General features: G+C 67.6%; 19 protein-coding genes and 1 pseudogene. 17 read left to right on the forward strand and 3 right to left on the reverse strand.

All coding sequences use genetic code 11. From position 1 onward, the window contains the following. From BMW75_RS28520 to flhF, 10 genes and pseudogenes are all read left to right on the forward strand, one after another. Nucleotides 1-461: pseudogene (locus tag BMW75_RS28520) on the forward strand (methyl-accepting chemotaxis protein); the annotation flags it as partial. A gap of 101 nt (nt 462-562) precedes the next feature. Next, complete coding sequence (locus BMW75_RS28525) at nt 563-2,218, forward strand: methyl-accepting chemotaxis protein (protein ID WP_092582847.1); 1,656 nt, start codon at nt 563-565, stop codon at nt 2,216-2,218. A gap of 8 nt (nt 2,219-2,226) precedes the next feature. Further along, nucleotides 2,227-3,081 carry a CheR family methyltransferase gene (locus tag BMW75_RS28530; protein WP_092582848.1) on the forward strand — a complete coding sequence of 285 codons (855 nt, stop codon included), beginning with the start codon at nt 2,227-2,229 and terminating at the stop codon, nt 3,079-3,081. Between the two features lie 22 nt (nt 3,082-3,103). Continuing rightward, nucleotides 3,104-4,162 carry a protein-glutamate methylesterase/protein-glutamine glutaminase gene (locus BMW75_RS28535; RefSeq protein ID WP_092582849.1) on the forward strand — a complete coding sequence of 353 codons (1,059 nt, stop codon included), beginning with the start codon at nt 3,104-3,106 and terminating at the stop codon, nt 4,160-4,162. A 51-nt stretch (nt 4,163-4,213) separates the two neighbouring features. Next, entirely contained in the window at nt 4,214-4,603 is a 390-nt protein-coding gene (cheY, locus tag BMW75_RS28540) for a chemotaxis response regulator CheY (RefSeq protein WP_056316584.1), read from the forward strand. 8 nt (nt 4,604-4,611) lie between these two features. After that, nucleotides 4,612-5,244 carry a protein phosphatase CheZ gene (gene cheZ / locus BMW75_RS28545; protein WP_076521355.1) on the forward strand — a complete coding sequence of 211 codons (633 nt, stop codon included), beginning with the start codon at nt 4,612-4,614 and terminating at the stop codon, nt 5,242-5,244. Between the two features lie 233 nt (nt 5,245-5,477). After that, nucleotides 5,478-7,025 (forward strand): methyl-accepting chemotaxis protein, encoded by a 1,548-nt coding sequence (locus tag BMW75_RS28550; protein WP_254792154.1) that lies wholly within the window; start codon nt 5,478-5,480, stop codon nt 7,023-7,025. A gap of 162 nt (nt 7,026-7,187) precedes the next feature. Continuing rightward, nucleotides 7,188-8,342: a flagellar biosynthesis protein FlhB gene (flhB, locus tag BMW75_RS28555; RefSeq protein ID WP_076521354.1), complete on the forward strand. Its 1,155-nt coding sequence runs from the start codon at nt 7,188-7,190 to the stop codon at nt 8,340-8,342. Nucleotides 8,343-8,345: 3 nt separating this feature from the next. Beyond that, the gene (gene flhA / locus BMW75_RS28560; RefSeq protein ID WP_076521353.1) at nt 8,346-10,466 is read left to right on the forward strand and encodes a flagellar biosynthesis protein FlhA; all 2,121 of its coding nucleotides are present in this window, start codon (nt 8,346-8,348) and stop codon (nt 10,464-10,466) included. A gap of 656 nt (nt 10,467-11,122) precedes the next feature. Continuing rightward, nucleotides 11,123-13,588: a flagellar biosynthesis protein FlhF gene (gene flhF, locus BMW75_RS28565; protein ID WP_371467922.1), complete on the forward strand. Its 2,466-nt coding sequence runs from the start codon at nt 11,123-11,125 to the stop codon at nt 13,586-13,588. An 81-nt stretch (nt 13,589-13,669) separates the two neighbouring features. Here flhF and BMW75_RS28570 read toward each other — a convergent pair whose 3' ends face one another. The 3 genes from BMW75_RS28570 to flgA all read right to left on the reverse strand — a co-directional run bounded on the left by BMW75_RS28570 (nt 13,670) and on the right by flgA (nt 15,313). Continuing rightward, nucleotides 13,670-14,143 (reverse strand): flagella synthesis protein FlgN, encoded by a 474-nt coding sequence (locus BMW75_RS28570; RefSeq protein ID WP_092582851.1) that lies wholly within the window; start codon nt 14,141-14,143, stop codon nt 13,670-13,672. A gap of 31 nt (nt 14,144-14,174) precedes the next feature. Further along, a complete protein-coding gene (gene flgM / locus BMW75_RS28575) occupies nt 14,175-14,468 on the reverse strand; it encodes a flagellar biosynthesis anti-sigma factor FlgM (RefSeq protein WP_092582852.1) in 294 nt (97 codons plus the stop codon). A 128-nt stretch (nt 14,469-14,596) separates the two neighbouring features. After that, nucleotides 14,597-15,313, reverse strand: a complete 717-nt coding sequence (gene flgA, locus BMW75_RS28580; RefSeq protein ID WP_076522137.1) for a flagellar basal body P-ring formation chaperone FlgA — start codon at nt 15,311-15,313, stop codon at nt 14,597-14,599. Between the two features lie 177 nt (nt 15,314-15,490). Between flgA and flgB the strand changes: the two genes are divergently transcribed. The 7 genes from flgB (at nt 15,491) to BMW75_RS28615 (ending at nt 20,960) form a co-directional block, all read left to right on the forward strand. Beyond that, nucleotides 15,491-15,898, forward strand: coding sequence for a flagellar basal body rod protein FlgB (flgB, locus tag BMW75_RS28585; RefSeq protein ID WP_076521349.1), 408 nt, complete (start codon nt 15,491-15,493; stop codon nt 15,896-15,898). 22 nt (nt 15,899-15,920) lie between these two features. After that, nucleotides 15,921-16,340 carry a flagellar basal body rod protein FlgC gene (flgC, locus tag BMW75_RS28590; RefSeq protein ID WP_092582853.1) on the forward strand — a complete coding sequence of 140 codons (420 nt, stop codon included), beginning with the start codon at nt 15,921-15,923 and terminating at the stop codon, nt 16,338-16,340. Between the two features lie 20 nt (nt 16,341-16,360). Further along, nucleotides 16,361-17,059 carry a flagellar hook capping FlgD N-terminal domain-containing protein gene (locus BMW75_RS28595; protein WP_092582854.1) on the forward strand — a complete coding sequence of 233 codons (699 nt, stop codon included), beginning with the start codon at nt 16,361-16,363 and terminating at the stop codon, nt 17,057-17,059. Between the two features lie 78 nt (nt 17,060-17,137). Then, nucleotides 17,138-18,622, forward strand: coding sequence for a flagellar hook-basal body complex protein (locus BMW75_RS28600; protein ID WP_092582855.1), 1,485 nt, complete (start codon nt 17,138-17,140; stop codon nt 18,620-18,622). A gap of 47 nt (nt 18,623-18,669) precedes the next feature. Next, nucleotides 18,670-19,434, forward strand: coding sequence for a flagellar basal body rod protein FlgF (locus tag BMW75_RS28605; RefSeq protein WP_092582856.1), 765 nt, complete (start codon nt 18,670-18,672; stop codon nt 19,432-19,434). Nucleotides 19,435-19,485: 51 nt separating this feature from the next. Further along, a complete protein-coding gene (gene flgG, locus BMW75_RS28610; RefSeq protein ID WP_076521344.1) occupies nt 19,486-20,271 on the forward strand; it encodes a flagellar basal-body rod protein FlgG in 786 nt (261 codons plus the stop codon). After that, complete coding sequence (locus BMW75_RS28615; RefSeq protein WP_092582857.1) at nt 20,271-20,960, forward strand: flagellar basal body L-ring protein FlgH; 690 nt, start codon at nt 20,271-20,273, stop codon at nt 20,958-20,960. The genes flgG and BMW75_RS28615 overlap by 1 nt, the downstream gene beginning before the upstream one ends. The last annotated feature ends 1 nt before the right edge of the window (nt 20,961 follow it).

Below are 20,961 nucleotides of genomic sequence, written 5' to 3' on the forward strand. Positions count from 1 at the left end.
GCATCGACCAGGTGAACCGCGCGGTGTCGCAGATGGACGAAGTGACGCAGCAGAACGCGGCGCTGGTGGAAGAGGCCGCGGCCGCCGCCGGTTCGCTGCAGGAACAGGCGCAGCGCCTGGCCGAAGCCGTGTCGGTGTTCAAAATCAATGCGGGCGAAGTGATCGACGTGCCGGCGCGCCAGTTGGCGCAGCAGCACCGTCCGGCCGCCCGCGTGGCGGCGCCGCAGGCGGCGCCGGAGCAGGCGCCCGCCCAGCCGGCGGAGCAGCCCGAACCGGCGCCCAAGGCCGCGCCCCGTCTGACGCAGGTTGCCCGGCCCAAGCCGGCGGGCGCGACCGCCGCGCGCCCCGTGCGCCGGCCGGCCCCGCGCGCCACCGATGCGGCGGACGTTGCCGCGGCGGCCCCCAAGGCTCCCGCCGCGCGCCGTGCGCCGCCCTCGGATGACGATTGGGAGTCTTTCTGACGGATCGTTCCGCCAGTGCAGTGAACAGGAAGTAGAGAACATCCCCTTTACGGCCCGGCGGCGCGGGGAGCGCCGCCAGGACGACTACCGGAACTACGGAAATGTTTAGCAATCTGAAGGTGCGCACAGGCTTGATGCTTGCCCAATTGGCAGTAGCTCTGGCCGCGCTCGTTGCCATCGTCCTCGGTTGGAACAGCATGCAGTCCAACACGCGGGCGATCAACGCTTTGGATTCTCTGAGCGTCCAGCAGAGCAATCTGATCAAGGATTCCTATACGCAGATGCTGCGGGCGACCATTCGTGCCGACATCGCCGCCGCGCAGCGCGCCGCGGGCGATGCGAACGGCGCCGCCGAGAACTCGCGCATCGTCCAGCAGCTCATCGCCGACGCCAAGACGAAGATGGAGGCGTTCAAGGCCACGCCGAAGCAGAGCGACCTGGGCAAGCGTTCGGAAGGCGAACTGCTGGCTGCGTTCAATGGCTTCGCCGATTCCCTGCAAAGCATGATGGCCGCGCTCGACAAGGGCGACTCGGCGACCTACCTGACGTTGAAGAACACCAAGACGGGCGCCGCAAGCGGGCTCTTTTCCAAGCAGCTTGGCGAATTCGCGGACAACATCAATAAGTACAGCCAGGAATTGGTGGCCTCGGCCCGCACCCAGGCCTCGGTGATGGCCTATGTCTACATCGCGTTGGCCGTGCTGATCCTGGCGGTCTCGCTGGGCGCGTTCCTCTTCATGAACCGCGTCGTGCTTCGTCCGCTGCGCGCCGTGGGCGAAAGCTTCGATAAGATCGCCGCTGGCGACCTGACCGTGCGCGTGGACGTCAATTCCACCAACGAAATCGGCGCGCTGATGGCCGCCGTCAAGCGCATGCAGGAAAGCCTGGCGCGCACCGTGAGCGCGGTGCGCCGGGGCGTGGACGAGATCAACGTCGGTTCGCGCGAGATCTCGGCCGGCAACACCGACCTGTCCAGCCGCACCGAAGAGCAGGCCGCTTCGCTGGAAGAAACCGCCGCTTCGATGGAGCAACTGGCCTCGACCGTGAAGCAGAACGCGGACAACGCGCGCCAGGCCAATCAACTGGCCGCCAGCGCATCGGACGTGGCCGAGCGCGGCGGTTCGGCGGTGTCGGAAGTGGTCAACACCATGGAAGGCATTTCGGCCAGCTCGCGCAAGATCTCGGAAATCGTGTCGGTCATCGACGGCATCGCGTTCCAGACCAACATCCTGGCGCTGAACGCGGCGGTGGAAGCGGCGCGCGCGGGCGAGCAGGGCAAGGGCTTTGCGGTGGTGGCGGGCGAAGTGCGCTCGCTGGCGCAGCGCAGCGCGCAAGCGGCCAAGGAAATCAAGGGCCTGATCGAGGATTCGGTGTCCAAGGTGGGCGCGGGTTCGCAACAGGTGGAACGCGCCGGCGCGACGATGCAGGAAATCGTGGCCTCGGTGAAGCGCGTGACGGACATCATGGGCGAGATCTCGGCGGCGTCCGAGGAACAATCCAGCGGCATCGACCAGGTGAACCGCGCGGTGTCGCAGATGGACGAAGTGACGCAGCAGAACGCGGCGCTGGTGGAAGAGGCCGCGGCCGCCGCCGGCTCGCTGCAGGAACAGGCGCAGCGCCTGGCCGAAGCGGTTGCGGTGTTCAAGATCAACACGGGCGAAGTCATCGAAGTGCCGGCGCATCGCCTGTCTTCGGTGCACGCCACTTATGACGATGCCCGCCTGCAAGCGCCCGATGCGCCTGCGCTGGGACGCTGAGGATACGCGTGGCAACTTCGGCGACTACGGCCCCGTCCATTCCGGTGGACCGCCAGTTTGACTTCCGGGACGCGGACTTTTCCCGCGTCCGCAAGATGATCCACGCGCGCGCCGGCATTTCGCTGGGCACGCATAAGCGCGAGATGGTCTACAGCCGTCTGGCGCGGCGGCTGCGCGCCCTGGGCGGGCAGGACTTCGCCAGCTATCTCGACAGCCTGGAGAACGAGCCGGACGCGGCGGAGTGGGAAGACTTCATCAATGCGCTCACGACGAACCTGACGGCGTTCTTCCGCGAGTCGCACCACTTCCCGATCCTGGCGGACTTTGCCAAGAAGCGCGGCGGACCGGTGTCGGTCTGGTGCTGTGCGGCGTCCACGGGCGAAGAGCCGTATTCCATCGCGATCACGCTGACCGAAGCCCTGGGCCCGCGCGCCGCGGGCTCGACCGTGCTGGCGACGGACATCGACACCAACGTGCTGAACAAGGCGCGTAGCGGCGTCTATCCGTACGAGCGCGTCGCGAAGATGGAAGCCGACCGCCTGCGCCGGTTCTTCCTGAAGGGGCGCGGCGCGAACGAAGGGCACGTGCGGGTGCGGCCCGAGATCGCCGACATGGTGCGATACGAGACGCTGAACCTGCTGTCGCCGTCGTGGGGGATCACGGAAAAATTCGACGTGATCTTCTGCCGCAACATCATGATCTATTTCGACAAGCCGACCCAGGCCAAGATCCTGGAGCGGTTCGTGCCGCTGATGAAGCCGGGCGGCCTGCTGTTTGCCGGCCACTCCGAGAACTTTACGTACATCAGCCGCGATTTCCGCCTGCGCGGGCAGACGGTCTACGAATGCGCAAATAAGGCCTGACCGGGCCAGGGCAGCAAAGAATATGAAGAAAATCAGTGTTTTGTGTGTGGACGACTCCGCGCTCGTGCGCGGCTTGATGACCGAAATCATCAATAGCCAGCCGGATATGGAAGTGGTCGCCACGGCCCCCGATCCGCTGGTCGCGCGTGAGCTGATCAAGCGGCACAACCCGGACGTGCTGACGCTGGACGTGGAAATGCCCCGCATGGACGGGCTGGATTTCCTGGAAAAGCTGATGCGCCTGCGCCCCATGCCGGTGGTGATGGTGTCGTCGCTGACCGAGCGCGGCGGGGAAATCACCCTGCGCGCGCTGGAACTGGGCGCCATCGATTTCGTCACCAAGCCCAAGCTGGGCATCCGCGACGGCCTGCTCGAATACACCGAACTCATCGCCGACAAGATCCGCGCCGCTTCGCGCGCCAAGCTGCGCGCGCCCACGCCCCATGCGGCGCAGGCCGCGCCGCCGGCCATGCTGCGGCGTCCGCTGTCCAGCTCGGAAAAGCTGGTCATCGTGGGCTCGTCGACGGGCGGCACCGAGGCCATCCGCGAAGTGCTGCAACCGCTGCCGCCCGACAGCCCCGCCATCCTGATCACGCAGCACATGCCGGCCGGCTTCACGCGCTCGTTCGCGCAGCGCCTGGACGCCCTGTGCGCCGTGACCGTGCGCGAGGCCGTGCATGGCGAACGGGTACTGCCCGGGCACGTGTATCTGGCGCCGGGCGGCGAAACGCACATGCGGCTGGGCCGCAGCGGCGCCAACTACGTGATCGAGCTGGAAGCCAGCGAACCCGTCAACCGCCACCGCCCGTCGGTGGACGTGCTGTTCAACTCCGCAGCCGTCGCGGCCGGCAAGAACGCCATCGGCGTGATCCTGACGGGGATGGGCAAGGACGGCGCCGCCGGCATGCTGGCCATGCACCGGGCGGGCGCGCACACGATCGCGCAGGACGAAGCGAGCTGCGTGGTCTTCGGCATGCCCCGCGAGGCCATCGCCATCGGGGCTGCTTCTGAAGTGGTGCCGTTGTCGGCGATGAGCGAACGCATTCTGACTCGCCTGGGCGACCGTGGGCACCGCGTTTGACGCGGACTGACGCCACGATCGATCTCAAGCAAATTTTTTCTGGAGTGAAAGATGGTAGACAAGGGCCTGAAGATTCTGGTGGTGGATGACTTCCCCACTATGCGGCGGATCATCCGCAACCTGCTCAAAGAGCTGGGTTTCGAAAACGTGGATGAGGCCGAGGACGGCGCCATTGGCCTGGAGAAGCTGCGCAACGGCGGCTTCCAGTTCGTGGTGTCCGACTGGAACATGCCCAACCTGGACGGGCTGGAGATGCTCAAGCAGATCCGCGCCGATGCGTCGCTGGCCTCGTTGCCGGTGCTGATGGTGACGGCGGAAGCCAAAAAGGAAAACATCGTTGCGGCGGCCCAGGCTGGCGCCAACGGTTACGTGGTCAAGCCTTTCACCGCGGCGACGCTGGAAGAAAAGCTGAACAAGATCTTCGAAAAAATTGGCGGCTGAGGTGTGTGATGAGCTCAACGGAAACAGTTGACCCGACAGAGTCGCCCGACCTGATCCATCGCATCGCCTCGCTCACCCGCATGCTGCGCGACAGCATGCGCGAGCTTGGCCTGGATCAGGCGATCAAGGACGCGGCCAATGCCATTCCCGACGCGCGTGACCGTCTGCGTTATGTGGCGCAGATGACCGAGCAGGCGGCCAACCGGGTGCTCAATGCCACCGAACAGGCCGGTCCGATCCAGGACAACATGGCGCGTTCGGCGCAGGCGCTGGATAGCCGCTGGCAGCAGTGGTACGACCAGCCGCTGGAAATGCCCGAGGCGCGCGAACTGGTGAAGGACACGCGGGCCTTCCTGGCCGACGTGCCGAATCAGACGCAGCAGACCCAGTCCAAGCTCATGGAAATCATCATGGCGCAGGACTTCCAGGACCTGACGGGCCAGGTCATCATGCGCATGATGGATGTGGTGGGTGCGATCGAGCGCGAGCTGCTGCAGGTGCTGCTGGACAACGTGCCGCAAGAGCGCCGCGACGAAGCCAACAGCCTGCTCAACGGCCCGCAGATCAACCCGCAGGGCAAGACCGACGTGGTCACCAGCCAGGACCAGGTCGACGACCTGCTGGCCAGCCTGGGCTTCTGAGCCCGGCCGCGATGTCCGGCATGGGCGCAAGACGCAGGTCTTGCCGCCCGCACGCTCCAGAGGTGCCGGACATCCGCCTCCTGACGTATTCCCTAAGGGCGCAAACGCCGCCCGGCCGATAGACTCCTGCCAACAATAATCGGGGCCTTGCAGCGCGAGACAAGGCGCGCCCACGCGCGCCAGGCCATGGATGCCCGCAGAAGGCGGTCCGGGCCAGGGAAAGGAGGTTCATTGTGGCCAGATCCGTATTCCGCCTGGGCGGCATGTGGGGCTTGTTGCGACGGCTCAACCGCGGCGACGCGATGCTGTCCGAGCGCGCCCTGTCCATCAGTCCGGCCGCATGGCCGCTGTACCGTTTCCTGGCGCAGATCCGCGTGCGGGTCATGACGGTGCGCCAATCCAGTATCGAGATCGCGCTCAATGCGGCGCGCACGCAGTTCCAGGCGGGCCGCTGTTCGCTGCTGGCGCGCGAGCAGGCGCGGGCGGCCGAGGCGCTGGCGGCCAGCGGCGCCCAGATCGCCGACCTGTCCGCCTCGACCTCCACGCACGCCCGCGAGATCGCGGCGGTCTCCGGCCAGAACCTGCATGCCGCGCAGCAGGCGCTGGCCGATCTGACCGACGTCAAGCAACGGGTCGACCGCATGACGCGGGAGATGGCGGCCTTCACCGAGGTGGTGGGGCAGTTGGCGGCGCGCGCGCAGTCGGTCGGCGACATCAGCAAGGTGATCAAGGACATTGCGCTGCAGACCCAGTTGCTGGCCTTGAACGCGGGCGTGGAGGCGGCCAGGGCGGGGGACGCGGGGCGGGGCTTTGCCGTGGTGGCCAGCGAGGTCGGCCGGCTGGCCGAGCGCGTCAACACCGCCACCAGCGACATCGGCCGCCACACGACGCAGATGCTGGACCTGGTGTCGTCCACGCAGCGCCAGACCGGCACGCTGCGCGATGACGTGGACGCCTCGGGCGCGGTGCTGGACCGCACCTGCGGCGGCTTTGAACGCTTCGTGCGGGATTTCGACAGCATGAACCGGCAGGTCGGCGACGTGGTCCAGGCGATCGGCGAGGTCGACGCCACCAATCACGGCATGAGCCAGGAAGTGGGGCGCATCGCGGCCCTGAGCGCGGACGTGCTGGAGCGGGTGGGCAGCATGTCCGGCGAGATCGACCGCATCCGCCGGCAGACCGAAAGCGTGCAAGAGGTGCTGGCCGACATGCGCACGGGCGACACGGCGTTCGACAGCCTGTCCGATTCGCTGGAGGCCTTTGCCGACGCGGCGGGCAGCCTGTTGCAGGAAGCCCGGCGGCGCGGGCTCGACGTGTTCGACCGCCACTACCAGCGCATTCCCGGCAGCGAGCCGCCGCGCTACCACACCGCCTATGACCGGACCATCGAGGAGCCCCTCACGCGCCTGCTGGACAGTGTGCTGGAGGCCGTGCCCGGCGCCATCTACACCATCCTGGTGGACAACCGGGGCTACGCACCCGCCCACAACAGCCGCTTCTCGCACGCGCCGACCGGCGATCCCAAGATCGATATCGCCCGGGTCCGGAACAAGCGGATCTTCGACGATCCCGTCGGCGCGCGGCTGGCCGCCAATACCGGCGCGCAATTGTTCCAGACGTATTCGCGCGACACGGGCGAGATCGTCAACGACATCTCCCTGCCCATTTATCTGGGGCCGGAACACTGGGGCGCGGTGCGTATCGGGTTGGACTATGCCCGCTTCCAGGCCGTCCTGGACGGGCAGGGCGCCGGCCACCCGGTGGCGCAGGCGGCAGGCTGAACCGCCCCGCCCGGGAGGGGCGGCGTAGCCGCCGGCGGCGCATCGGGGAATAGCGCCGCTTTCTTCCCGCTTCTTGGCATATCGCTCAGGCCCGCCGCCTCCTAGAATCTCGGCGGGCGGCTTGCATTTCCACGTCAGCGAGCCGCAACGATCCCGTAGAGCATGTCCGAAGAAAGCGACCTCGAGAAAACCGAAGCCGCCTCTCCAAGGCGCCTGGAAAAGGCGCGCGAGGAGGGGCAGATTGCGCGTTCCCGGGAATTGGGGACGTTCATGATGCTGGCGGTCGGAGTCGGCGCCATCTGGGCGAGCGGCGGATCGCTGTACGAGGGCCTGAGCGGCGTGCTGCGCAGCGGGCTGGCGTTCGACCAGCGCGTGGCGCTGGACCCGGGCGTGATGGTGGAGCAGGCGGTCAGCGGCTTTGGCCATGCCCTGCTGACGCTGCTGCCGATCTTCGGCCTGCTCGCGGTGATCGCCGTGCTGTCCAGCGTCGTGCTGGGCGGGATCATCATTTCGACCAAGCCCCTGCAGCCCAACTTTTCCAAGCTCAGCCCGCTGGCCGGCCTGAAACGGATGTTTTCGGCGCAGACCGTCGTGGAACTGGTCAAGGCGCTGGCCAAGGCATTGCTGGTGGGCGGCGTGGCGGTCTGGGTAATCTGGCGCTATCACGACGACATGCTGGGCCTGATGCACGTGGCGCCGTCGGCCGCGCTGACCAAGGCGCTCAGCCTGGTGGCGATGTGCTGCGCCTTCATCGTCGCGTCCCTGCTGATCATCGTGATGCTGGACGTGCCCTGGCAGATTTTCAGCCACCTGAAGAAGCTGCGGATGTCCAAGGAAGACGTGCGCCAGGAGCACAAGGAAAGCGAAGGCGATCCGCACGTCAAGGCCCGCATCCGCCAGCAGCAGCGCCAGGCGGCGCGCCGGCGCATGATGTCGGAGGTGCCCAAGGCCGACGTGGTGGTGACCAACCCCACGCACTACGCGGTGGCGCTGAAGTACGACGAATCGAAGGGCGGCGCGCCGGTCGTGCTGGCCAAGGGAACGGGCATCATCGCCGCCAAGATCCGCGAGCTGGCCGCCGAGAACCGGATTCCCACATTGGAGGCGCCGCCGCTGGCGCGCGCATTGCATCAACACGTCGAGCTGGGGCAGGAAATCCCGGCCGAGCTGTATACCGCGGTGGCGGAAGTGCTGGCATGGGTTTTCCAGCTACGATCCTGGCGCTCGGGCTGGGGGCATGAACCGACAGCCCCCACCAGACTGAACGTGCCAGCCGAACTGGACCCGCAGGCAAAAACCGCAGCACAAGGAGTTTAAGGAATGAGCGCACTGCTCACCATGTTCAAGAGTAACGGCGCCGCGCATGCGCGGCTGCTGGCGGGTCCCATCCTGATCGTGATGGTGCTGGGCATGATGGTGCTGCCCCTGCCCACGTTCCTGCTGGACCTGCTGTTCACCTTCAACATTGCGTTGTCCGTGATGATCCTGCTGGTGGCCATGTTCACGCGCAAGCCGCTGGATTTTGCCGCGTTCCCGGCCGTGCTGCTGTTTGCCACCTTGCTGCGCCTGTCGCTGAACGTGGCGTCCACGCGTGTCGTGCTGCTGAACGGGCATACGGGTCCGGACGCCGCGGGCAAGGTGATCGAGGCTTTCGGGCACTTCCTGGTGGGGGGCAACTTCACCGTCGGGATCATCGTCTTCATCATCCTGACCATCATCAACTTCATCGTCATCACCAAGGGTGCCGGCCGTATCGCGGAAGTCGGCGCGCGCTTCACCCTGGACGCCATGCCCGGCAAGCAGATGGCCATCGACGCCGATCTGAACGCCGGCCTGATCGGCGAGGACGAGGCGCGCAAGCGCCGCTCGGAGGTCTCGCAGGAATCGGACTTCTTCGGCTCGATGGACGGCGCCAGCAAGTTCGTGCGCGGCGACGCCATCGCCGGCCTGCTCATCATGGCGATCAACATCATCGGCGGCCTGATCGTGGGCGTGGCCCAGCATGACATGTCGATGGGCGATTCGGCGCGCGTCTACACGTTGCTGACCATCGGCGACGGCCTGGTCGCGCAGATCCCGGCGCTGGTGATCTCCACCGCCGCCGGCGTGGTCGTGTCGCGCGTGTCCACGGACCAGGACATCGGCCAGCAGATCATCAGCCAGCTTTTCTCCAACCCCAGCGTCCTGTTCCTGACCGCCGGCATCATCGGCATCATGGGCCTGATCCCCAACATGCCGCACGTCGCGTTCCTGACGCTGGCCGGCGCGCTGGGCTGGGGCGGCTGGATGCTGCGCAAGCGCGCGCTGGCCGCGGCCGTGGCGGCCGAGGAGGTGCCGCCGCAGGCGATCACCCAGGCGCAAGCCGCCGCCGCCGAGGCCAGTTGGGAAGACGTATCCATGGTGGACCAGTTGGGCCTGGAGGTCGGCTACCGCCTGATTCCCCTGGTCGACCACGCCCAGAACGGCGAATTGCTGCATCGGATCCGCAGCCTGCGCAAAAAGTTCGCGCAGGACGTGGGCTTCCTGCCGCCCGTGGTGCACATCCGCGACAACCTGGAGCTCAAGCCGAACGATTACCGCATCCTGCTGTCCGGCGTCGAGGTCGGCAACGGCGTCGCCATGCCGGGCCAGTGGCTGGCCATCGATCCGGGCGGCGTGACGATGCAGATCAAGGGCACGCCCACCACCGATCCGGCCTTCGGCCTGCCCGCGCTGTGGATCGACGGCTCGCTGCGGGATCAGGCCCAGGTGGCGGGTTACACCGTGGTGGACGCCGGCACGGTCGTGGCCACGCACTTGAACCACTTGATGCACCGCCACGGCTCGAACCTGCTGGGCCGCCAGGAAGTGCAGCAACTGCTGGACCGCATCGGCCGCGATGCGCCCAAGCTGGTGGAGGACCTGGTGCCCAAGACGCTGTCGCTTACCGCGCTGCAGAAGGTGCTGCAGGGCCTGTTGTCGGAAGAGGTGCCCATCCGCGACATGCGCACCATCATCGACACGCTTTCCGAGCATGGTCCGCGCCTGGCGGCGCTGGCGGCCGGCTCGGGCGGCCAGCCCGACATCAACGAGCTGATCGCGCTGACCCGCCGCGCGCTGGGCCGGGCCATCACGCAGCAGTGGTTCCCCGGCGAAGGGGAGCTGCGGGTCATCGGCCTGGATGTGAAGCTCGAACGCGTGCTGTCGCAGGCCATGACGACCAGCGGGGGCCTGGAGCCCGGCCTGGCCGACACGCTGCTGCGCGAGGCGCAACTGGCGGTCGAAAAGCAGGAATCGCAAGGCAATGCGCCGGTGCTGCTGGTGTCGCCGGTCTTGCGCGCGCCCCTGTCGCGCTTCCTGCGGCATCATCTGCCGCAGCTTGGCGTCTTGTCGAACACGGAAATTCCCGATGAGCGCATCGTCCGCGTGACGGCGCTGATCGGCGGGAGCAACGGGCAATGAAGATCAGCCGTTTTTACGGGGCAAACACCCGTGACGTGATGCGCCAGGTGCGCGAGGCCCTGGGACCGGACGCGTTGATCGTGTCGAACCGCAGCGTGGAAGGCGGCATCGAGGTGCTGGCCACCGTCGATGGCGCGTTCGACGACGCGCCCGCGCAGACGCCGCCGCAGGAGTCGCCGGGTCAGGCGCGGCCGGGCCTGGCGCAGCCGGCTCACACCCCGCAGCCGCACACCCCGCAGCCGCACACCCCGCAGCCCCAGCCGCAGCCGGGTTACGCGCAGCCGTCTTACCCCCAGCCGCCCCAGGAACGCCAGCCCGCGAGTTCGCCGTTTGCCGCGCCGGCCGGGGCCGAGCGCCCGCCCGCCGCGCCTGCGGCAATGCCGTCCTTCCAGCCGCCCGCCGCGATGCCGGCGCCGGCATACGTGGCGCCCGCGCGGTCTATCGCCGCTTATCAATCCGCGTACGCCGCGTCAGCCCTGCCGGCGGACGAACCGTCGACGGCGCCGGCCTCGTTCGCGCCGCCCGCATCGCAGCCTGTCCCGCCCGTGTCGCAGCCGGCCCCGTCCGTGACGAACCCAGGCGCTCTGGCGGCGAATCGCGCCCCGGCCGCGCCGGCGGTCCCGGCAACGCCGATGCCGGCCGCCCCGGCAACGCCGATGCCGGGCGCCGCGGTGCGGGTCGAACTTCCCGCGCTTGCGCCCGCGTCGGCGCCTGTCGCCCGCATGGCCGCGGCCGCCGCGCCGTCCGTGCACATGGCCTCATCGGCCGCGCCGGCGGCCCACATGACCGCTGCGCCCTCGGCCCACATGGCCACCGCGCCCGCCACCGCCTACCAGGAATCCCGCCACTACGCCGCGCCGCCTGCGCCCGCACCCGCGACGCGCGCGGCCGACGTGCCGCCCGCCCCGTCACAACCGCCCGCGCCGCCCGCCATGGCGCGCACGCCGGACGCGCCGGTGCGCCCGCCGCACGGCACCCCGCCCGCCAGCCTGCCCGGCGATACGGCCGCCGGCCTGCAGGACGCGATCAGCGCCTTGCGCGGCGCGCTCGAAAGCCGCATGGATGGCCTGCTGTGGGGCGGCCGCCAGGGGCCGGGCCGCGAACCGGCCGGCGCCGCGCTGTTCCGCAGCCTGCTGGACGCGGGCTTCAGCACGAAGCTGGTCCGCACGCTGGTCGAACGCCTGCCGCAAGGCCTGGGCGCCGAGGCCGCGCTGAGCTGGGCGCGCAACGAGCTGGTGACGCACCTGCCCGTGCTGCGGTCCGAAGACGAATTCCTGGCCGGCGGCGTGTATGCGCTGGTCGGCCCGACCGGGGTGGGCAAGACCACCACGCTGGCCAAGCTGGCGGCCCGCTGCGTCGCCCGCGAAGGGCGCGAACAGGTCGCGATGCTGACGACCGACCTGTTCCGGATCGGCGCGCTGGAACAATTGCAGATCTATGGCCGCCTGATGGGCGTGCCCGCGCATTCGGTGCGTGACGCGGGCGAGCTGCGCCGCATCCTGGCCGAGCTGGGCAACCGCAAGATCGTGCTGATCGACACCACCGGCATCAGCCAGCGCGACCGCCTGGTGGCCGAGCAGGCCTCCATGCTGTGCAACGCAGGCAAGCCCGTGCGCCGGCTGCTGGTGCTGAACGCCGCCAGCCAGGGCGACACCCTGGACGAGGTGGCGCACGCCTACCGCAACGGCGTGGGCGAGGACGTGGCCGGCTGCATCATCACCAAGCTGGACGAGGCCACCCGCCTGGGCGCGGCCCTGGACACCGCCATCCGCCACCGCTTGCCGATCCATTACATGTCGGTCGGGCAGAAGGTGCCCGAGCACATGGAGCTGGCCCGCGCGGACGTGCTGATCGACCGCGCGTTCTCGATGGTGGAACGCGCCCGCGCGCTGTACACCCCCAGCGAAGCCGACCTGGCGTCGCTGGTGTCCTCGTCGCGCGAGCCCGACGCCGTGGACCCCGTGCGCCGCCGGCAGTTGCTGGCCTCGGCCATCCTGCCGCCGCAGGGCGGGGCGGCGTCGATCGCCGCCGCGCAGCGTCTGGACGACACCATTGCCTGGCTGGACAACGATCCGGCCTGCCTGCAGGCGCGCACCGCCTGGCGCGAGTATGTCGGCGACGGCGCGGGCGCGAGCCTGGCCGCGCTGGGCGACGAGCCGCTGGCGATGGCGCGCCGCGAGTTCTCCGCGGCCTGCAGCCGCAATCTGCTCGTGATGCACGGCAAGACGGCCATGAAGGGCGAGGCCTTGCCTGGCGGCACGCTGCTGGGCGCGGTCCTGATGAGCGACCGCGGCGCGGCGCTGGCCGCGCCGGCGCAGCAGCTCGTGCTGCCGCACGGGATGCTGACTTCCTTCGCGCCCGCGGCCCCGGCGCAGCCGGACCCGGCCGCGGCGCTGGCGGCGCGCGTGCGCTGGCTGGGCGAACGCCTGCCGTCGCTGCCGCTGGTCCATATGCTCGAGGCGGGCACGGCCGCGCTGTGGCAGTCGTTCAGCGAGCAGGGCGTGTCGTGGGTGGCGCGCTGCCCGGGCGGCCTGCGCGTATCCCAGGACGAATGCCCCACCAACCTGAACGCGGTCGGCAAGAGCGTGGGTTACCTGCCGGTGGGCCAGCCGGGCGACATGCCGGGCCTGCGCCTGGTGCGCGACGGCAAGACCGTGCCGTTGGCGCTGTGGGCGTCCGGCACCGAAGTCGTGCTGCCGGCCAAGGGGCAGGGCGCCAGCGTGCGCCTGGTCTGCGCGCGGCTGATCGACACGGTCAGCGGCGAGGTGGCGGGCCAGTTGTTCGGCGCCACGAATCTGCCCGCGTCGCAGGCCGACGCCGCCACGATTGCGCGCTGGCTGGTCCTGCAGGACGAGGCCAAGGCGGCCTTCCGCTACATGGCCAACGCCTGGCAGGCGTTGCCGGCGGTCGATGGCGCCCATACGCTGGCGCGCCAGTCGCTGATGGCGGGGCAGCTCGGCGCGGCGTGCTGGCAGCTCGCCCATTCCCCGGCCGCGGAGGTCGTGCGCGGCCCGTTGTCGGGCATCGTCGGCGTCGGATCCGAGCGCAAGCTGTCGGGCAAGATGCTGCCGGTGGCGTTGCTCAAGATGTTCGCGCTGCTAGAGATGACGGGCGGTGCGTGACCGACCCGGCGCCCGCGCGCCATCGGGCAAAAAAAAGCGGCGTGCCATGCACGCCGCTTTTTTTATCAGGACAGGAAGGCGTCAGCCCGCCACGATGGGCTTGCGCCCCGGCGCGCTGCGGGCGCCGCGGCCCTGGGCGTCGTAGGTCGACGCGCTGCCGACGCCGACGTTGCGCAGGGCGTCCAGCGACTGCTGCGTATAGCGCAGGTGCACGTCGATGAGCGCGCCATTGCGCAGGTTGATTTCGCTGGCCGAGGCCGATTTGGTCAACAGGGCCTGCCACACGCCGGAAAGCTGCGGATACTGCACCGCCGCCTGTTCGGTGCCGGCATGGCCGGCGGGCAGGCCGATCTCGCCGAGTAGGTTGTCGCGCGTCTGGCTCAGGTCGACCAGTTGCTGGGCGACGCCGCGCTTGCGCTCGGTGATGAGGTTCAGCGCCTCGACGCTGCCCTGTCCGACCAGGACCTCGGTTTCTTCCTCGAGGATCGAGGAAAATTCGGTGATCAGGGCGTCTTCCTGCTTCATGCAGGATTGCAGGGCATCGACAAGGCTCATGACGGGCTGCTCAATACAGAAGGTGAAAGAATTACTTCAGCAGGTCGCGGGCGCTGGCGATCAGGCTGTCGGCGATGCGGCCGGTGTCGATCTTGAGCTGCCCGGACGCGATGGCGGCACGGATGGCCGCGACGCGCTCGACGTTGATGTCGTTCGAGCCGTCTTGCAGGGCCAGCATCTTGCGCGATGCCGAACTCAGCGCCACTTGCGAGCTGCTCGAGCCCGTGGCGCTGCCGGCGCCATAGGCCTGGCTAACCGCGGTCTCGGCGCGGGCACCGACGGCGTCGGCCGACAGGGGCCGGTTAGTGGTCGAATTGATTTTCAAGGTTTTCTCCGCAGGGCGTCCTGGGTCGGTTTGCGACGGATCCGCCTACTTATGTCTCTGTAACGACAAGGGCCGAAGGAACTTTAGGGTATACGCACACCCGTCGCAAACGCGATTTGTAACATTATCTATAGCTGTACTTCGACCAGGGTGGCGTTGCGGACGATGCCGCTGACCACTTGACCGCCTGCGGTGCGCACCTGGACGACGGCGCCGGGCGCCGCATTGTCCAGGGCCTCGCCTTCGCTGCTGACCATGAAACCGTTGCCTCGCGCGTTGATGCGCACGTTGGTGCCGCGCATTACCGACTGGGCGTTGCGCAACGATGAACTGCGGATGGGCTGGCCGGCGTTGATCCGGAACGCGGCCGTCATCCCGGCGACCGCCTGCGGATCGGTGATGGCGCCGGGGGGCAGGGTGATCAGGTCGCCTTCGCGCGCGTCCAGGTCCGCGGGCGTCAGGGCCTGGCCCTTGGCGATCAGCCGCGAGGCCACGTAGTAGTGGCCGGACACGCTGACCGTCGCCTGCACATAGGCGGTCCAGGGCTTGGGCGCGTTGCAGCGTACGCCCACGGTCATGCGGGAGCGCAGCCGCATGCCCGACGGAAGAAATGGGGACAAAGTCTCGCAGGGCGTCAGGCGGTCGGTGCGCGGCGGGTCGATGGCGATGGCCGCTTCGCCGGGCAGGGAGGCCAGCTGTTCCTGCAGATAGGTCTGCGCCGCAATGACGACTGCTTCGGGCGCCTGGGCGGCCGACGCGTCCTGCGCCTGGGCGGCGGCGGCCGTGGCCAGCAGCAGGGCGGCAAGGCAGGCGCGCGCGTGTAGGAGTCTTGCGGAGATTTTCATGATGGATGAATTGTAGAAGTGGGCGGCGTTCGGCAATACGTGAATTGGATGAGAAATGACGGGTTATTTGGCTGATTGTGTTCAGGGTCCGGCCCCTATCATGCCGTCATCCAATGGGATAACGGTGTGCTGGACAGGCCCCGTGCGGACCCAAAGCAACGTATTGAAGGCGTCACGATGCTCGACAGGCTCAACGAAGATTTCCGGTTCTACCAGACTGCACTGGGGCTGCGCGCCCAGCGCCAGGAGGTGCTGTCCTCAAACATCGCCAACGCCGATACGCCGCATTACAAGGCGCGCGACATCGACTTCAAGGCGGCGATGCAGAACGCCCTTGAAGGGTCCAAGCGCCTGCCCGATACGTCGCTCACGCTGACGTCCGCCCGCCACATTCCGGCCAAGGCCGTGTCGCAGGGTCCGACGGACCTGCTGTACCGCCTGCCGTACCAGCCCAGCATGGACGGCAACACGGTGGACATGGACATCGAGCGCGTGCAGTTCGCCGACAACACCCTGCATTACCAGAGCACGATGCAACTGATCTCCAGCCGCATCCGGGGCCTGCAGACCGCCATCCAGGATTGATCTTTAACAGGAGCGACAGGCAATGTCCTTGTTGAGCATTTTCGATATCGCCGGTTCGGCGCTGAGCGCGCAGTCGCAGCGCATGAACGTGGCGGCCAGCAACATGGCCAACGCCGACAGCGTGGTGGGGCCGGACGGCCAGCCTTATCGCGCCCGTCAGGTCGTGTTCCAGGTCAACCCCGCCGCGGGCCAGGCGCTCGGGCAGGAAATCGGCGGCGTGCGCGTGGCCGGCGTGGTCCAGGACCAGTCGCCGCTCAAGCAGGTCTACGACCCCAAGCATCCCATGGCCGACGCCCAGGGCTACGTCAGCATGCCCAACGTCGACCCCGTGGCCGAAACGGTCAACATGATCGCGGCGTCGCGGTCCTACCAGGCCAACGTCGAGGTGTTGAACACCGCCAAGGCGTTGATGCAGAAAACCCTGACCATCGGTCAATCCTAATTTCCAGCCAGAGCGTATCCATGACCACCGTCGATCAATCCACGAGCACCACGGCCATGGGCCTGGCGCAAACTGGCGCCGCCAGCACCAGCACCGCGCAGGGCCTGCAGGACCAGTTCCTGAAGCTGCTGGTCACGCAGCTCCAGAACCAGGATCCGTTGAACCCGATGCAGAACGCGGAACTGACGTCGCAGCTGGCGCAGATCTCCACGGTGGAAGGCATCACCAATCTCAAGAACACCATGCTGGCCATCAGCGGGCAGATCGACGTATCCCAGTCGATGAATGCCGTGTCGATGATCGGCAAGGGCGTCCTGATCCCGGGTACCAAGGTCAAGGTCGGCGTCGATAGCGTCAATCCGGCGGACCGCGTGGTCACGCCGTACGGTCTGGACCTGCAGGGCGACGCCACCAAGGTGCAGGTCCGCATCTCGGATTCGAATGGCGCCGTCGTGCGCACCATCGAGCTGGGCGAGCAGAAGACCGGCGTGTACACGCTGGAATGGGACGGCAAGAACGACGCCGGCGTGGCGCTGGAGGCGGGCGCGTACAACGTGTCCGTGCTGGCGACCGACGCCGAGGGCACGAAGGTCAATTCGGAAGTGTTGAGCTACGGCATGGTCAAGAGCGTGGCGTACTCCACCAACGGCCTGCGTCTGGACCTGGGCCTGGACGGCCAGACCAGCATGCTGGACGTGCGCAAGGTGGTCGGCGCCTGAATCAGGCGGATATGAATCGGTGCCGGCGCACGGGCGGCGGCTTTTCCACTAAAGAATTAGCGATTAGCGAGAGTAAACATGGGCTTCGGACAAGGATTGAGCGGCTTGAACGCCGCTGCGCAGAACCTGGACGTCATCGGCAACAACATTGCCAACTCCGGCACCGTCGGCTTCAAGTCGGCGACCGCTTCGTTCGCTGACGTCTACGCCAGCTCGCGCGTGGGCCTGGGCGTCAAGGTCTCGGCGATCAACCAGCGCTTCACGGTCGGCTCCGTGACGGGCGGCGGCGGCGAATACGACATCGCCATCGACGGCGCCAAGGGCATGTTCCGCGTGACGGACCAGGCCGGCGCGGTCATGTATACGCGCAACGGCGAGTTCCTCGTCGACAAGAACAACTTCATCGTCAACGCCCAGGGCTACCGCCTGACCGGCTACCCGCCCGGCTCCATCGGCGCGAACCCGGTGGAACTGCAACTGCCCACGGCCAACGTGGCGCCCCTGGCCACCACTAGCGCCACGACCGTGGCCAACCTGGATGCGAATGCCAAGGTCATCTACCTGACCGACACGGTGACCTCGCCTGCCGTCAACGGTTCCGTGACGATGACCGGCACGACGCCGCCGCTGCCCGCCGATACCTATGAGTTCACGCGCGACGCCGTGGGCAATATCGTGTGGGTCAACGCGCCGCCCGCCGGCGATTACGGCACGGCGCCCAATGTCATCACGGTTGACGGAACTGGCGCCGTGACGGCGGGCGACCTTACCCAGGTTGCCGGCTACGTCGACTATACCGCCGCCGTCACCGAACTCGGCCGGCCCTTCGACCCCAAACTCTCCGACACCTACACGAACGCCTCGCCCATGACGGTGTTCGACTCCCTGGGCAATTCGCACCAGGTCATGCAGTACTTCGTCAAGCGCCCGGCCGTCGGCGGCACCAGCGTTTACGACGTGTACTACACGATGGACGGCCAGGCCATGGCGCCCACGACCGAGGCCGCCGGCGTCTGGGGCAACCCCCAGCAGTTCACGTTCAACAACGCCGGCACGCTGACCAGCGCACCGGTGGTCAACCTGACCTTCGCCCAGCCCGGCGGCACCGCCACCCCGGCCGATCCGCTGAACGTCGCGATCAACTACACCGGCACGACCCAGTACGGCAGCAACTACAAGCTGGTTGCCAAGCCCGACGGCTACACCTCCGGCGAATTCAGCGGCATCAACATCAGCACCGACGGCAGCCTGGTCGCCAGCTACACCAACGGCGAAACCCAGGTCGTCGGCACCCTCGTGCTGGCCGACTTCTCCAACCTGCAGGGCCTGCAGCCCGTGGGCAACAACGCCTGGAAGGAAACGGCGGCTTCCGGCCAGCCGATCCTGGGCCAGCCCGGCACCAACAGCATGTCGACGGTGGTCGGTCAGGCGACCGAAGCGTCCAACGTGGACATGAGCAAGGAGCTGGTCAACATGATCATCGCCCAGCGCACCTACCAGGCCAACTCGCAGACCATCAAGACCCAGGACGAAATCATGCAAGTCCTGATGAACCTGAAGTAAAGCCCGCAGGGCAAGTGACGACACCGACGACACCGACGGAATAGGCAATGGATCGAATCATCTACACCGCCATGAATGGCGCAGCGCGGATCACGGAGCACCAGGCCGCGCTCTCCAACAATATGGCCAACGTGAACACGGCGGGCTTTCGCGAGCAGATCGCGCTGTACCGCTCGGTTCCGGTGACGGACGGGGTGAGCCTGCCTACGCGTGTGTCGACGGTGGCGTCCACGCCCGGCAACAGCTTCCAGATGGGCACCATGCAGACCACGGGCCGCGACCTGGACGTGGCGCTGGCCAGCGAGAATGGCTGGATCGCCGTGCAGACGCCGCAGGGCGAAGCCTACACGCGCGCCGGCAGCCTGCAGGTCGGCGTCAACGGCCTCCTGCAGACTTCGCTGGGCCAGCCTGTCATGTCGGACCAGGGCGGCCCCATCGACGTGCCCGACCAGGCTTCGCTGACGATCACGTCGGACGGCACCATCACGGCCATTGGCGCGGGCGACCCGCCGAACAACATCCTGAACCTGGGCCGGCTCAAGCTCGTCAACCCCGACAACGCCCAGCTCGTGCACGGCGATGACGGCGTCTTCCGCATGGCGCCGGTCAACGGCCAGCCCGCGCCGCCGCTGCCGGCCGACCCGGGCCTGCGCCTGCTGTCGGGCGTGCTGGAAGGCAGCAACACCAATCCCATGGCGTCGATGGTGGGCATGATCGAAAACGCCCGCCGCTTCGAGCAACAGATGCAGGTGATCCAGCAGTCGGACCGCAACGCGGAACGCGCCAACGGCATTCTGTCGGTAAGCGCCTGATTTAAATAACATTTCGCTCGCGGCCGAGCCGCGGCACCGGAGTACTTCATCATGATGCGTTCGCTGTGGATCGCCAAGACGGGCCTGGAAGGTCAGCAGACCTCCATGGACGTGATTTCCAATAACCTGGCCAACGTCTCCACCAACGGCTTCAAGCGCGGCCGCGCGGTGTTCCAGGACCTGATGTACCAGACCCTGCGCCAGCCGGGCGCCCAGGTGGGCGACGCCACCCAGCTTCCGTCGGGTCTGCAACTGGGCACCGGCGCGCGCGTGGCGGCCACCGAGCGCATCCACACCACCGGCAACCTGAACAACACCGGCAGCGAAATGGACGTCGCCATCAACGGCCGCGGCTTCCTGCAGGTCGAACTGCCCGACGGCACGCAGGCCTACACGCGCGACGGCGCGCTGCAGCGCGACCAGAACGGCCAGCTCGTCACGGTCAGCGGCTACGTCATCCAGCCGCCGATCAACGTGCCGGACAACGCCCTGTCCATCACCATCGGCAGCGACGGCATGGTGTCGGTGACCCAGCCGGGCGCCGCCGGCGTGAACGTGCAGATCGGCCAGTTGCAGATCGCCACGTTCATCAACCCGACCGGCCTGCAGAGCGTCGGCGAAAACCTGTACCTGGAAACCGACTCGTCGGGTCCGGCCAACCTGCTGCAGCCGGGCGTGGACGGCGCGGGCTCGATCATGCAGAACTACGTCGAGACGTCCAACGTCAACGTGGCCGAAGAACTGGTCAACATGATCACCACGCAGCGCGCCTACGAAATGAACAGCAAGGCCGTCAAGACGTCGGATGAAATGCTGGCCCGCCTGACCCAACTGTGATGCTCATGTCTGTCCTGCGCCTGGTATTTGCGTCCGCGCTGGCCCTGTTGGCGGCTGGCTGCGCCATGATTCCGCCCGAGCCCATCGTGACCGGGCCGACGACGGCGGCGCCGCCGCCGCCGCCCATGCCGCTGGCGCAGCCCACGGGCTCCATCTACCAGCCCACGACTTACGGCAATTACCCCCTGTTCGAAGACCGCCGGCCGCGCAACGTCGGCGACATCGTCACCATCGTCCTGAACGAGCGCACCAATGCGTCCAAGAACGTGGCGACGAACACCAACCGCAGCGGCTCGGCCAGCCTGGGTATTGCCGCGGCGCCTTCGTTCATGGACAGCTGGGCCAACGCCAACCTGAACACCGAAGCCGAGGGCGCCAACGTGTTGCAGGGCAGGGGCGACAGCACGGCCAACAACGCCTTCACCGGCACCATCACCACCACGGTGGTCGGCGTGATGTCCAACGGCAACCTGCAGATCGCCGGCGAAAAGCAGATCGCCATCAACCGCGGCAGCGAATACGTGCGCTTTGCCGGCGTGGTGGATCCGCGCTCCATCACGGGCACGAATACTGTTTCGTCCACCCAGGTGGCCGACGCCCGCATCGAGTACCGCAGCAAGGGCGTCATGGACGAAGTCCAGACCATGGGCTGGCTGCAACGCTTCTTCCTGATCGCTTCGCCGTTCTAAA

The sequence above is a fragment of the Achromobacter sp. NFACC18-2 genome (assembly GCF_900108985.1).
Classification (GTDB): Bacteria; Pseudomonadota; Gammaproteobacteria; order Burkholderiales; family Burkholderiaceae_B; genus Achromobacter.